Here is a 14271-nt window from a genome sequence, read left to right on the forward strand (position 1 = left end):
TATGGCAAAAAAGAAAACAGCATTTGTATGTAGTGATTGTGGTGCCGAATTCGCGCGTTGGCAGGGCCAGTGCTCAGAGTGTAAGGCATGGAATACCGTAACAGAATTTCGCGTTCCGTCAGCAAAATCAGTCCCTCAAGGCGGTTCAACGTCAGGTTATGCCGGTCTTGTTGAAGCTAAAGTACAAACCTTAGATGAAGTTAACCTAGAACAATTACCTAGATTTTCAACAGGCTTTAAAGAGTTTGACCGTGTCCTTGGTGGTGGTGTTGTACCGGGAAGTGCAATATTAATTGGTGGTAGCCCCGGCGCTGGTAAAAGTACGGTGTTGCTGCAAACTATGTGTCGCCTTGCCGAAACCATGAACACTTTGTATGTCACTGGTGAAGAGTCGCTGCAACAAGTTGCCATGCGTGCGACACGATTGGGGCTGCCTACAAATAAGCTTAAAACACTCGCAGAAACCAATGTTGAGACGATTTGTCAGCTCGCGCTTCGTGAAAAGCCAAGTATTATGGTTATCGACTCAATTCAAGTAATGCATATGAGTGATATCCAATCGGCACCCGGGTCGGTTTCTCAAGTACGTGAAAGCGCTGCTTATTTGACGCGTTTTGCCAAAACCAATCAGGTTGCCATTATCATGGTGGGGCATGTAACTAAAGATGGTACACTGGCCGGTCCTAAGGTGCTGGAGCATTGTATTGACTGCTCTATTTTACTTGAAGGCAGTGCCGACAGCCGCTTTAGAACATTACGTGGCAATAAAAACCGTTTTGGTGCTGTAAACGAGTTGGGTGTGTTTGCGATGACAAGCCAGGGCTTAAAGGAAGTAAACAATCCTTCGGCTATTTTCTTAAATCGTGGTGAAGCGCAAACACCAGGCTCATTAGTTATGGTTATTTGGGAAGGCACGCGGCCACTCCTTGTGGAAGTTCAAGCACTAGTCGACTATTCACAGCTCGCCAACCCGCGTCGCGTCACTGTTGGTTTGGAACAAAATCGTTTAGCCATGTTACTTGCTGTATTGCATCGTCACGGCGGTTTACAGGTGTCGGATCAAGATGTGTTTGTAAACGTCGTAGGCGGTGTCAAAGTGACCGAAACCAGTGCTGATTTAGCCTTAATAGCCGCACTGGTTTCAAGCTTTAAAAACCAAACCTTAGACAGGCAGCTGGTGGTATTTGGTGAGGTGGGGTTAGGAGGTGAGATCCGACCGGTGCCTAGTGGGCAAGAGCGGTTGCGTGAAGCATCTAAGCATGGATTTACAAGAGCAATTGTACCAAAAGCAAATAAACCAAAAGAAAATATTGAAGGGATGGAAATTGTTGCCGTCTCTAGCCTCAGCGAAGCGCTTGAGGCACTTTTTTAAATAATGGAGTGAAATATGAATAAGTCCACATTAGCAGTTGCCGTTGTGGTACTAGCGGGCGCAGGGTATGTTGGCGCCAACTATTATGTAAATGAGCAAGTGAAGCAAGAAATCACCAAGCAAATAGAAAACTTCGAACAAGACAGTGGCCTTACGGTGAGTTTTGCAAACAGCTCTGTTGATTTGTTTACCCGTGGTGTAGAAATTACCGACCTAACAATTTCACAAGTCGATGAAAATATTCCCATATTTACCATTGAGAAGTTAAATGTTGTGGGTTACGAGCAAGACAAAATCAGCCCCTATACCGAGCTTGACCTAGTCGGTTTAAAATTAGCAAAAGAAGCTGAAGAGTTTACCCAAGGGATGTCGCCGGAGCTGGTGAATGCAACGTACCATTTGAATACAAGTCTCGCTTATGATGAAGCATCTGGCGCCAGCGAGTTTACATTCGCATCTTCTGCAGAAGGCATTGCAAAGAGCTCTTTTAATGCTGCGTTTGGAAACAGTAAGGCCCTTATGGATGCTTCATTAGCGGCATCAAAAATTCAAAGTGATACACCAAACCTTGAACAAGAGCTTCAAGTGCAGTCGCAAATGATGGCGGCAATGCAATCGCTCGAATTAAAATCGCTGGCTGTTAATATTGACAATGCAGGCAGCTTACCTCAGTTACTTGAGTCTGAAATTGCTCAGCAGGGTATGAGCAAGGCTGACTTTCAGGCGATTGTTGCCCAGCAACTACAAATGATGATGCTACCTGCTGAAATTCAAACGGCTGTGAATGACTTTGCCAATGGAATGGAGTCACTTTCTATATCTGTTTCGATACCACAAAGTCAAAGTATGATGGCTCTGGGGCAGCAATTATCTATGGCTATGGCGCAAAATCCAGAAACACTGTCGGAACTTATCGAGATCAACGCGAGCGGTAAGTAAAGCTAATCCAGCATGGTTAAAGGGATTTTGGGCTTGCTCCTAAATCCCTTCATCTCTCATAAGCCCACTCATTCGCAATATTAGTTTTACCAAATTGGTGAAATCTAAAGCAGCCTTGAGGTTGATCATACAATTCGTTGGAGTTGCAAAGGCTGCGGTGGTAGCATTGGAGTATCAATTGCTTGGGAATGTATTTATGAGCGAATTCAAAGACTACCAGCAAGCTCAATTGCTATTAGAAAAACACGAATTATTTATTGCCCCCGCCGAAGTTCACGGCACCATTTCTGGGCTATTGGCCTGTGGTCTGAATATCGAAGATTCAGAGTATTTAGGGCTATTGAGTGACGTATTTAACGACGGTCAAAAATTTTCAGCGCCAATTAGAGAGTTTTGCATCGATTTATATAAGCAAGTTGCCGAGCACTTCAATGACGGCGAGTTTCAGTTTGAACTGTATTTGCCGCCAGAAGATGAGTCATTACATGACCAAGCTAACGCACTGATTGCTTGGGTATCAGGCTTTTTACTTGGCTTTGGTTTAAAGCAAAAAGATTACGGTAAGTTATCTGCTGATGTTAAAGAAGTGATTAACGATTTTAGCGAAATAACTAAGCTTGATACTGGTTTTGAAGACAGCAACGACGATAAAGAAGCACTGCTCGAAGTGGTAGAATATGTGCGTGTTTCTACACTACTATGCTTTGCTGAGATGGGTAAAGAGCCCCAGTCCGTTAGCACATCAAAGACGATACATTAATTATGATAAAAAACAGCGAGTTTGTAGCACGCCGTGTGCGTCTTATTGCGGCACTAGATAACAATGCCGTAGCGATTATTCCTGCGGCCGTAGAGTTAACCCGTAGCCGCGACACTGAATTTCCGTTTCGCCAAGATAGCGACTTTTTTTACCTGACTGGATTTAAAGAGCCGGATGCGGTTTTGGTGCTTACGAAAGACAGAGACGGCAATGCGCAGTCTACGCTGTTTTGTCGTAATAAAGATAAGGTTGCTGAGATTTGGCATGGTCGCCGTATGGGCTATGAGCAAGCTAAATCGCAACTTGAACTTGACCAAACCTTTGCGCTGAGTGACTTAGACGACGAGCTATTAAATCTTGTGAATGGTCGCAAGGTATTATTCTACGGACAAGGCACATATAGCGCCTTTGATGATAAGGTTTGGCAGCTACTAAGCACATTGCGTGGTGCACCGAAAAAGGGCTATCGCGCCCCTGAGATCATCAAAGATATTCGTCCACTCGTCCATGAAATGCGCTTATTTAAGTCGGATGCTGAAATCGCCATCATGCGCGAAGCGGGCAGGATCAGTGCTGAGGCGCACAAACGCGCCATGCAGTTTGCCAAGCCGGGCGCAACGGAATACCAGCTTGAAGCCGAAATTCATCATCATTACGCAATGAATGGGGCGCGTCACCCAGCCTATGGCACCATTGTTGGCAGCGGCATCAATGCGACGATTTTACACTACACCGACAACTGTGATGCGCTACAAGATGGCGACTTAGTACTGATTGATTCGGGTTGTGAGCTTGAAGGCTATGCGGCTGATATAACTCGTACTTTCCCAGTAAACGGCCAGTTTACTGATGCGCAGCGCAAGATTTATGAGTTGGTATTGGCCGCGCAAAATGCCGCCTTTGGTGAAGTAAAACCGGGTGGTACATTAGTCAAAGCCAATCAAGTGGCGATGACTGTATTGACTCAAGGACTAGTAGATTTAGGCATTCTTGCGGGCGACGTTAATGAACTCGTAGAAGCGCAGGCATGCAAAGCATTCTACATGCATGGTTTAGGTCATTGGCTAGGTCTTGATGTTCACGATGTCGGTGAATACAAGTTAGATGAAGCGGATCGTCCATTCGAACCTGGCATGGTACTCACCATTGAGCCGGGCCTGTATTTTGACGAAGATGCGCAAGTTCCTGATGAGTATAAAGGAATTGGCATTCGTATCGAAGATGATTTGTTGGTCACTGAGTCAGGCTATGAAAACTTAACCGTACTGGTGCCAAAAACCATCGCAGAAATAGAAGCATTAATGAGTAACTAGTGGACACTTTGCGTGCAACAGTTTGATGTCGTCGTGGTTGGTGGTGGTATGGCAGGAGCCAGCGCCGCCATCGCCATAAAAAAAGTCTCTCCGCAGGCAAAGATTGCGGTTATTGAAGCCTTTGCGCCCAAAGGTAAGCAGCATCCAAGTTTTGACGACCGTAGTATTGCGCTTGCTGCGCAGTCGGTCGCATTTTTGGGCGAGCTAAATCTATTTAATCCCGAGTGGCAGTACGTTGAGCCAATCACACAAGTGAATGTTTCTGACAGAGGTCACTTTGGTAAAGCGTGGATCAATCCTGAAGACTACAACCAAAAAGCGTTAGGCTATGTGGTTGAAGTCAATCCCTATGGCAGCTTTTTACACGAGCAGTTGAGCAATCTTGATATTGCACTGTTTTGCCCAAACCAAGTGGCGCATATACATCAACAACCAGAGCAGGTTGAACTGACGCTCGATAATGGCGAGCAATTACAAAGTCGATTACTGGTTGTTGCGGATGGCGCGCAATCTCCCACGCGGGCTAAGCTCAATATTGGCTTTGATAGCATAGGCTACGAGCAAGGCGCATTGATTGCCAATGTGCAAATCGACACGGCACATCATGGTCAGGCGTTCGAGCGTTTTACCGAACATGGTCCGATGGCACTGTTGCCAATGAGTGATAATCGTTATTCGCTGGTGTGGTGTATGCCAAATGAGCACCTTAGCGAGTTTGAAGTGATGACAGCACACGAGTTTTTAGCTGCATTGCAGCAAGCCTTTGGTTATCGCGCCGGGCGCTTTGTGCAAGTGGGTATGAGAGCAAGCTATCCGCTAGTGCTTGGGCGAGTAGAGCAACTCACTCATCATCGCGTGGTGGTGATTGGCAATGCGGCGCATGCCATTCATCCCATTGCAGGACAGGGCTTTAATTTAGGTCTACGAGATATTCAAGTCCTAACCTCACAATGTCAGGCGAACGTGCTTGATGAGTGGGGAAGTTTTCAATTTACGCGTGCTTATCAACTGGCGCGAGCGCAAGATATTAATACGGTGATGACATTAACCGATGCGCTCGTTCGACTATTTTCAAACTCATCAAGAACCTTAGCCTTAGGCCGTAGTTTAGGTCTACTCACCATGGCGCTGTCCAAAACAGCAAGAGCGCCGCTGGCCAAGCAATTGATGGGATATAAAGGATAAAGGAGTTGGCATGCAACAAGTTCAAGTTTGTATTGTTGGTGGTGGATGTGTTGGTTTAACGCTGGCGCTAGGGCTTGCGCAGCAAAATATCTCGGTATTAGTGCTAGACAGTGGTGAAAAGCCAACACCATTGGCACAAGAATACAGCGCACGCGTGAGCGCGATAAGCGCTGCAAGTCAGGCTTTATTTGAGCGCTTGGGCGTGTGGTCTGATATTAAAGCGCAGCGCGCCGCAGCATATACTCGTATGGATGTACGCGATAAAGACAGCTTTGGTAAAATTGCCTTTGATAATGTCTCGTTAGACTTACCTGAGCTTGGTCACATCATTGAAAACGACGCCATTCGCTACGCGTTGTTAACAGCACTCGAAGCACAGCAATCGGCCAAGCTGATGTGGAACACAAAATACCAAAGCTTGCACCAAACAGACACCGATGTGCTGTTAACCTTAGCGACTGGTGAACCTGTGATGGCGAAACTAGTGGTGGCAGCTGATGGCGCACGTTCGGCTATTCGCCAGCAGTTTAATATGCCAATCACGTATTGGGATTATGATCACCATGCGCTGGTTGCAACGATAAAAACCGCAGCGCCACATGATGCAACAGCAAGACAAGTGTTCCTTCCTGATGGGCCGCTGGCCTTTTTGCCGCTTGATGATCCACATACTCATTCAATTGTATGGTCTACCGCACCGGATAAAGCAAAGCAGCTACAAGCCATGCCGGTCGAGGCGTTTAATAAAGCGTTGAGTGCTGCAATTGATATGCAGTGCGGTGTGTGTGAATTGATTAGCGAAAGACATGTTTTTCCATTGACCATGCGTTATGCAAAACAATGGGTGCAAGGGCGGATCGTTTTAATGGGCGACGCGGCACATACCATTCACCCGCTTGCAGGTCTTGGCATGAATTTAGGGCTAAAAGACGCTGCCTATTTGATCACCTTGTTATCAGCACCGAAAGAGCAATTTGCCAGCACACGGATACTGCGCCAATATGAGCGCAGCAGAAAAGCAGATGCTCAAAAGCATATTGCCATGATGCAAGGACTTAAAGAGCTGTTTGAAGGCAATCACCCGCTTAAAAAGCTAGTACGCGGTGTGGGCCTGAGCTTGGTCGACAACCTCGGCCCAATCAAGCACCTGTTCGCCAAAGAAGCGATAGGCGGTAAATAAAAAGATCGCCGCGTAAAGCGGCTCCCACAAAAGTTTTATATTGCTGGTAGGAGCGATTTTACATCGCGATCTTTTCCTAAATCAGTATCGCCGCGTAAAGCGGCCCCCACAGAGGTTTTATGCTGCTGGTGGGAGCGGGTTCACCCCGCGATCATTTCAACAATCTCGCCGCGTAAAGCGTCTCCCACAGAGGTTTTATGCTGCTGGTGGGAGCGATTTTACATCGCGATCATTTCAACAATCTCGCCGCGTAAAGCGGCTCCAACAGAGATTTTGTGTTGCTGGTAGGAGCGATTTTACATCGCGATCATTTCAACAATCTCGCCGCGTAAAGCGGCTCCCACAGAGATTTTGTGTTGCTGGTAGGAGCGATTTTACATCGCGATCTTTTCCTAAAACAGGTATCACCAACTTTATAAATCCCCAATCCCATTGCTTAAATAAATACAATTCCAATAAGGATAATCACCAATCTGTTTTACCAACCCTGCCCGAAGCGGGTTTGCAACTATGTATCTTGCTTGGTTTCTTAACATAGTGTTATGCAAAATACAGGTGTCATAAAAACCCTTTTGCCATAGCTGCCGAATATTCATTGTTCTTAGCTTAGTTGCCGTTCTTCCTTTTAAAGACCGAATGGCATCAGACAAAGAACACACATCCATTAGTTGAAACAGGAGATGTAAATGATCTGGCATCAGTGTGTAGGCAATTAATTTGATAAAGTTATCCTGCTCAAGGTGATAAATTTCATGAATAACAACTTGATTGACTGCGAGGTTATTAAAAACAGCTGTTTTGTTTTTACAGCAAATAGTGATTGCATAATATTGACCGGCTGATGAAACTCGGCCTTTCCTTAAACGGCAGCTATGTGGCATGACTCTCTCCTTGAGTTCATTGATAAGTGTTCACGTAAATATAGGACAAGATCGCCGCATAAAGCGGCTCCCACAGAGGTTTTGTGTTGTTGGTAGGAGCGGGCTTACCCGCGATCATTTCAACAATCTCGCCGCGTAAAGCGGCTCCCACAGAGATTTTATATTGCTGGTAGGAGCGGGTTCACCCCGCGATCATTGCAACAATCTCGCCGCATAAAGCGGCTCCCACAGAGGTTTTGTGTTGTTGGTAGGAGCGGGCTTACCCCGCGATATTTTAACCTAGCCTCAATGCGATAAACTCAGCGAGTTTATCTACGGCGTGGGCGGATTCTTGGGTGTTTTTGACTAGGCTGATACCGATTTGACCGAGTTCGGGTAATATTTGGGTTTGGGTCTGATAAGGCAGCTCTGCTGGCACGGTGCTTTTGGCCAGTACGGTGATCCCGAGTCCCTCTTTTAAAGCGGCGGTAAGGCCGGTTAAGTCGGCGTTGCTATATACGATACGGTATTGTAATCCAGCTTGTTGCAACGCCTCGATAGCGCGGCGGCGATAAATACAGCCCTCCGGCGCGGTGACTAAAGTGACAACCGAATGCTGCGCAAGCGATAAATCGCCAACCCAAACTAGTTGATCTTGCATAAAGACTGGGTATTTGGACGAGCTCAGCTCCTCATTAAGCGCTAGCACCAAATCAAACTGGTCTTGCCTTACCACAGAAAGTAAGTGTTTACTCAGTCTTGATTTCACTTCTAATGCAACATCAGGATATAAAGAAACGAAATCACCAATAATAGAAGGTAAGATCCGTGCTGCAAATTCGCTGGGAATGCCTAAACGTACTCGGCCTGTCACACTCTCAGAGGTAAATTGCTGAATAATTGCATCGTTTTGCTGCAGCATTTGTTTGGCTAGAGGCAAAAGTAGCTCACCATATTGATTCAATACCTGTCTTTGGCCCTGTTTTTTAAACAGCTTGCAACCTAGCATGTCTTCTAAACGTTTGATTTGCAAGCTAACAGCAGGCTGAGATAAGCCAAGCAGTTCACCAGCCTTGGCAAAGCCACCGACATCAACCACAGTGACCAGCGTTCTTAATCCATCAATTGATAAGTTTTTCATATAAGGAAATGCAATTTATAAAACCCAAGTACATTAATATTATTTATCAATTGATAAGTAAATACAATTTGTTGTTGAGTTTGCGCATCCTTATACTTTTGCTCATCGAAATTTCACTAAGGTAGTGCCATGAGCGTCACGCCAATTATCTTTGCAAAGCACCGTCAGGGCAGTGTTCCGGCGCAAAACCATTACATGCCAACTGATGCTGTTGTTGTACTTGATTTCAGCGGCTTTGAGACCACGCCTTTCTTAAGCCAAATTCTTGCACTTAACTTGAATAAGTTAATGGCACCGGGCTTAGGTTTTCAAGGCAAACTAGACAGTGGCGAAAATTTCGCCGTGTACTATTTTAGTGAAACGGCTTACCGTTTTGTTGTAAGTGAAAGCGCAGCCGCTGAGCTGGCAACACTGATTGATAGCCATGCTGACGAGTTCGACATTGAACTGGTACGTCGTCACGACTTAGTTGCTGCCACCATAAGCGGTGAGCTTGCGTTTGAGCGTTTAGTCAGTGACTTTATGTTAACGCCAGGCCTTAGGATCTCAGATAAAAATGCCTGCTATGGCAAGCAAAGCGGTGAAGTATTTATTACGACCTTGCTGGTGGACGAACAGCAACAGTATCAGTTGATTGCGCAAGCTGCTGTATTAGATAAGTGGCAAACGACGCTCACTGACGCTGGTTTTAAACTCGTTTCATAAATTCCGTGCAGTTATCGTAAGCGCGATAACAATAACCCCCTCAGCGCCAACCGATGGTGGCTGAGTAAAAAAGTGAAGGATAAGTATGACTTCTAAAACAGTACTACACGCGAAGCACCTAGAAGCTGGCGCGAAAATGGTAGACTTCCACGGTTGGGAAATGCCAATCAATTATGGCTCACAAATTGAAGAGCACCACGCGGTGCGTCAAGACGCGGGCATGTTTGACGTTTCACACATGACGATTGTTGATATCGAAGGTGTAGACGCAAAGGCATTTTTACAAAAGCTAGTTGCAAACGATGTAGCTAAGCTTACTGTGGCTGGTAAGGCGCTATACACAGGCATGCTAAATGAGCAGGGCGGTGTAATTGATGACCTTATCATTTACTTCTTCACTGAAACGCAATATCGCCTAGTAGTTAACTCTGCAACACGTGAAAAAGACCTTGCACATATCGGTGCGGTAGCAGCAGATTTTGAAGTGGCAGTTACTGAGCGTCCTGAGTACGCGATGATTGCGGTACAAGGTCCAAACGCAAAAGCAAAAACAGCAACTATCCTAGACGAACAACAACAAGCGGCTGTTGAAGGCATGAAGCCATTCTTTGGTGTGCAAGCTGGCGACCTATTTATCGCAACAACTGGCTACACTGGTGAAGAGGGTTATGAGATCGTAGTGCACAACGATGGTGCGGCGGACTTATGGCAAAAATTATTAGACGCAGGTGTGCGTCCAGCTGGCCTAGGTGCACGTGATACGCTACGTTTAGAAGCGGGCATGAACCTTTACGGCTCAGACATGGACGAGACGGTGTCTCCACTTGCAGCGAACATGGCATGGACAATTGCATGGGAGCCAGAGGAGCGTGACTTTATCGGTCGTGCAGCTATCACTAAACAGCGTGCAGAGCAAAGCACTGATAAGCTGGTAGGTTTAGTCCTAGAAAGCAAAGGCGTATTACGTGGTGGTTCTAAAGTTATCGTAGAAGGTGGCGAAGGTGTTATCACTTCTGGTACATTCTCACCAACTTTAGGCTTCAGTGTAGCGCTTGCGCGTGTACCTCGTTCAATTGGCGAGACTGCACAAGTTGAAATGCGTAAGAAGCTAGTTGATGTTAAAGTAGTTAAGCCAAGCTTCGTTCGTAACGGCAAGTCAATTATCTAGCTTTTATAGATAATAAATAGAATAACATTGATGTCGCTCACGGGGTGACATCGCAACCGACCAAAGGAACAAAAAAATGAGCAACATTCCTAGCGAGTTAAAGTACGCTACTTCACACGAGTGGGTTCGCGCTGAAGGTGACGGCATATACACTGTTGGTATCACTGAGCACGCACAAGAACTTCTAGGCGACATGGTATTCGTTGAATTACCAGACGTAGATGATGAAGTTGACGCGGGTGAAGACTGTGCGGTAGCTGAGTCTGTAAAAGCAGCGTCAGACATCTATGCACCAATCGGCGGTACTATCGTTGAAATCAACGAAGACCTAGAAGATGCGCCTGAAACTGTAAACAACGATGCTTACGGTGACGGTTGGTTGTTCCGTATTAAAGCGTCTGATGAGTCTGAGCTAGATAACCTACTAGACGCTGAAGGCTACGCAAATTCAATCGACGAAGACTAATTTGTTGATAGTAATAAAAGCCCCTTTTTAGGGGCTTTTATTGTTGCTTTTTGGGCAAGGGTGCTTGCTCAAGGTATGACGAGATCATGCCAACGTTTTTAGAATACTGCCGTTACCAAGGTATCTCATTTAGATAAAAACAGTATTCACCTTTTTCATTTGGATCATAGGAACCTGGACTAATGTCAAACGCCAAATCTCTTGAACAGTTAGAGCAAAAGCAAGATTTTATCCGCCGCCATATTGGGCCAAGCCCAGCACAGGTGAGCGAGATGCTAAGCGCTCTTGGAGTATCTAGTGTTGAAGAGCTGATCGGTCAAACTGTACCTGCTTCAATTCGTTTAGAAGAGGGCTTACAGATCGGTGAAAGCCGCACAGAAGTGGAAACCCTAAGCTACTTGAAGTCAGTAGCAAGCAAAAACAAGGTTTTCAAATCTTATATCGGTCAAGGCTACCACCCAACGCACGTACCTCACGTTATCCTACGTAACGTACTTGAGAATCCGGGTTGGTACACTGCTTACACCCCTTATCAGCCAGAGATTGCGCAAGGTCGCTTGGAATCACTACTTAACTTCCAAACGCTGACTATGGACATTACCGGCCTAGACTTAGCCAGTGCATCACTACTTGACGAATCCACTGCAGCGGCAGAAGCAATGGCGCTTGCAAAACGTGTATCTAAAGCGAAAAAAGCAAACATCTTCTTTATTGCCGACGACGTACACGTACAAACTATCGACGTAGTATCTACGCGTGCTGAGCAGTTTGGTTTTGAAGTAGTAGTAGGTCCTGCTAGCGACGCTGCTAACCACGAGATTTTTGGTGCGCTATTCCAGTATCCTTCAACATCAGGTGAAGTGGTCGACGTTACTGACCTAATCGCACAAGTACAAGACAAAAAAGCGATTGCCTGTGTTGCCGCAGACATCATGAGCTTAATGCTACTTAAAGCACCTGGTAAACTAGGTGCAGACGTAGTGCTTGGTTCTGCACAGCGTTTTGGTGTACCAATGGGTTACGGCGGTCCACACGCGGCATTCTTTGCCACGCGTGATGCTTACAAGCGTTCACTACCAGGCCGTATTATTGGTGTGTCTAAAGACCGTTTAGGTAACGACGCGCTACGTATGGCGATGCAAACACGTGAACAGCATATCCGCCGTGAAAAAGCGAACTCAAACATCTGTACTGCACAGGTGTTACTTGCGAATATGGCTGCGTTTTACGCGGTTTACCATGGTCCTCAAGGTCTTAAGATCATCGCTGAGCGTATTAATCGTCTTGCAAGCATTCTTGCAACGGGTCTTAAAGCAAAAGGCGTGGCACTTAAGCACGATACGTGGTTTGACACTATTACTGTTAAAGCGGACGACGCTGACAAGCAAGCGGTTGTGGCGCGTGCCGTAGCAAAAGGCGTGAACTTTGCCCTTAACCACAACGGCGAATACTCAATTGCAGTAAACGAAACCACAACGCGTGCGGACGTAGCTGAGCTATTTGACATCATTTTAGGTGACGAGCACGGCCTAAATGTTGATGCGCTAGACGCACAAGTATCAGGCGAGAACATCACAGGTATTCCTGCAAGCCTAGTGCGCGACGACGAAATTTTAACGCACGCTAACTTCAACAGCTATCACAGCGAAACCGAGATGCTGCGTTATATCAAGCGTCTTGAAAACAAAGATTTAGCACTAAACCACTCAATGATCTCATTGGGCTCGTGTACCATGAAGCTAAACGCAACCGCAGAAATGATCCCAGTGACTTGGCCTGAGTTTGCAGAGCTACACCCGTTCTGCCCAATCGACCAAGCACAAGGTTACAAGATCATGATGACTGAGCTGCACGACTGGCTTGTGAACATCACAGGTTACGACGCAGTATCACTACAGCCTAACTCAGGTGCACAAGGTGAATACGCAGGTCTTATCGCGATCCGTAAGTACCATGAGTCTCGCGGTGAAGGTCACCGTAATATCTGTTTGATCCCAAGTTCAGCGCACGGTACAAACCCAGCGTCTGCACAAATGGCAAGCATGAAAGTGGTTGTGGTTGACTGTGATAAAAACGGTAACATCGATATGGAAGACCTACGCGCGAAAGCCGCAGACGTAGCTGAAAACCTATCGTGCATCATGGTCACTTACCCGTCTACACACGGTGTGTACGAAGAATCTATCCGTGAAGTATGCGACATCGTGCACCAGCACGGCGGGCAAGTATACATGGACGGCGCAAATATGAACGCGCAGGTTGGGGTAACTAGCCCAGGTTCAATCGGCTCTGATGTATCACACTTAAACCTACACAAAACATTCTGTATTCCACATGGTGGCGGTGGCCCAGGCGTTGGTCCTATCGGTGTTAAATCGCACCTAGCGCCATTTATGCCTAACCACAGCGTGATCAACGTAGAAGGTACAAACGTAGGTAACGGCGCGGTTTCTGCGGCACCTTACGGCTCTGCTTCTATTCTACCTATCTCGTGGGCATACATCGCGATGATGGGCAGCGAAGGCCTAAAACAAGCAACAGAAATGGCAATTGTGAACGCTAACTACCTAACGGCTAAGTTGAGCGAGCACTACCCAATTCTATACCGTGGCCGTAACGACCGCGTTGCTCACGAATGTATTGTTGACCTTCGCCCACTGAAAGAAGCCACAGGCATTACCGAAATGGACGTTGCAAAGCGTCTACAAGACTATGGCTTCCACTCACCAACGATGTCGTTCCCAGTAGCGGGCACACTAATGGTTGAGCCAACGGAATCTGAGTCTAAGGTAGAAATCGACCGCTTTATCGAAGCTATGGTTTCTATCAAAGGTGAAATCGACAAGATTGCATCAGGCGAATGGTCTATCGAAGACAACCCATTAGTATTCGCACCACACACGCAAGCAGACGTACTAAGCAACGACTGGAACCGTGCATATGATCGCCTCGCAGCTGCATTCCCAGTACCAAGCGTAGCAAAAGACAAATTCTGGCCAACGGTAACCCGTATCGACGACGTATACGGCGACCGTAACCTAATCTGTTCTTGCCCAGCGGTTGATACTTACCGCGATGCGTAAGAGTTTGTTGGCGATCAACAATTAAGTTTGTGAACGCAACAATTAAAAATGTGAATGCAATTAAGATTGTGAACGCATAAATAAGAAAAGGCGAACTAG

General features: G+C 46.4%; 12 protein-coding genes. 10 read left to right on the plus strand and 2 right to left on the minus strand.

What is annotated here, in order from left to right; genetic code table 11:
• The first annotated feature begins 1 nt into the window (after position 1).
• The 6 genes from radA (at position 2) to QSH61_RS04945 (ending at position 6749) form a co-directional block, all read left to right on the plus strand.
• Positions 2-1372: a DNA repair protein RadA gene (gene radA, locus QSH61_RS04920; protein ID WP_010370516.1), complete on the plus strand. Its 1371-nt coding sequence runs from the start codon at positions 2-4 to the stop codon at positions 1370-1372.
• Positions 1373-1387: 15 nt separating this feature from the next.
• Complete coding sequence (locus QSH61_RS04925) at positions 1388-2311, plus strand: DUF945 family protein (RefSeq protein WP_010607334.1); 924 nt, start codon at positions 1388-1390, stop codon at positions 2309-2311.
• Positions 2312-2507: 196 nt separating this feature from the next.
• Positions 2508-3071 carry a UPF0149 family protein gene (locus QSH61_RS04930; RefSeq protein ID WP_026000986.1) on the plus strand — a complete coding sequence of 188 codons (564 nt, stop codon included), beginning with the start codon at positions 2508-2510 and terminating at the stop codon, positions 3069-3071.
• 2 nt (positions 3072-3073) lie between these two features.
• Positions 3074-4384 carry a Xaa-Pro aminopeptidase gene (gene pepP, locus QSH61_RS04935; protein WP_010607332.1) on the plus strand — a complete coding sequence of 437 codons (1311 nt, stop codon included), beginning with the start codon at positions 3074-3076 and terminating at the stop codon, positions 4382-4384.
• Between the two features lie 12 nt (positions 4385-4396).
• Positions 4397-5569: a 2-octaprenyl-6-methoxyphenyl hydroxylase gene (gene ubiH / locus QSH61_RS04940; protein ID WP_206471309.1), complete on the plus strand. Its 1173-nt coding sequence runs from the start codon at positions 4397-4399 to the stop codon at positions 5567-5569.
• A 10-nt stretch (positions 5570-5579) separates the two neighbouring features.
• Positions 5580-6749, plus strand: coding sequence for an FAD-dependent monooxygenase (locus QSH61_RS04945; protein WP_206471310.1), 1170 nt, complete (start codon positions 5580-5582; stop codon positions 6747-6749).
• Between the two features lie 413 nt (positions 6750-7162).
• On the opposite strand, the gene QSH61_RS04950 is transcribed toward QSH61_RS04945, so the two are convergent.
• Positions 7163-7630 (minus strand): REP-associated tyrosine transposase, encoded by a 468-nt coding sequence (locus tag QSH61_RS04950; RefSeq protein ID WP_206471311.1) that lies wholly within the window; start codon positions 7628-7630, stop codon positions 7163-7165.
• A gap of 274 nt (positions 7631-7904) precedes the next feature.
• A complete protein-coding gene (locus QSH61_RS04955; RefSeq protein WP_010370532.1) occupies positions 7905-8750 on the minus strand; it encodes a LysR family transcriptional regulator in 846 nt (281 codons plus the stop codon).
• Between the two features lie 129 nt (positions 8751-8879).
• Between QSH61_RS04955 and QSH61_RS04960 the strand changes: the two genes are divergently transcribed.
• The 4 genes from QSH61_RS04960 to gcvP all read left to right on the plus strand — a co-directional run bounded on the left by QSH61_RS04960 (position 8880) and on the right by gcvP (position 14172).
• On the plus strand, positions 8880-9455 hold the full coding sequence (locus QSH61_RS04960) for a hypothetical protein (protein WP_010607328.1): 576 nt from the start codon (positions 8880-8882) through the stop codon (positions 9453-9455).
• An 85-nt stretch (positions 9456-9540) separates the two neighbouring features.
• Complete coding sequence (gene gcvT / locus QSH61_RS04965; RefSeq protein WP_010607327.1) at positions 9541-10623, plus strand: glycine cleavage system aminomethyltransferase GcvT; 1083 nt, start codon at positions 9541-9543, stop codon at positions 10621-10623.
• Positions 10624-10699: 76 nt separating this feature from the next.
• Positions 10700-11089: a glycine cleavage system protein GcvH gene (gcvH, locus tag QSH61_RS04970; RefSeq protein WP_010607326.1), complete on the plus strand. Its 390-nt coding sequence runs from the start codon at positions 10700-10702 to the stop codon at positions 11087-11089.
• Between the two features lie 182 nt (positions 11090-11271).
• Positions 11272-14172 (plus strand): aminomethyl-transferring glycine dehydrogenase, encoded by a 2901-nt coding sequence (gene gcvP, locus QSH61_RS04975; protein WP_010607325.1) that lies wholly within the window; start codon positions 11272-11274, stop codon positions 14170-14172.
• The last annotated feature ends 99 nt before the right edge of the window (positions 14173-14271 follow it).

It is taken from the genome of Pseudoalteromonas sp. JC3 (assembly GCF_030291895.1).
Taxonomy (GTDB): Bacteria; Pseudomonadota; Gammaproteobacteria; order Enterobacterales; family Alteromonadaceae; genus Pseudoalteromonas.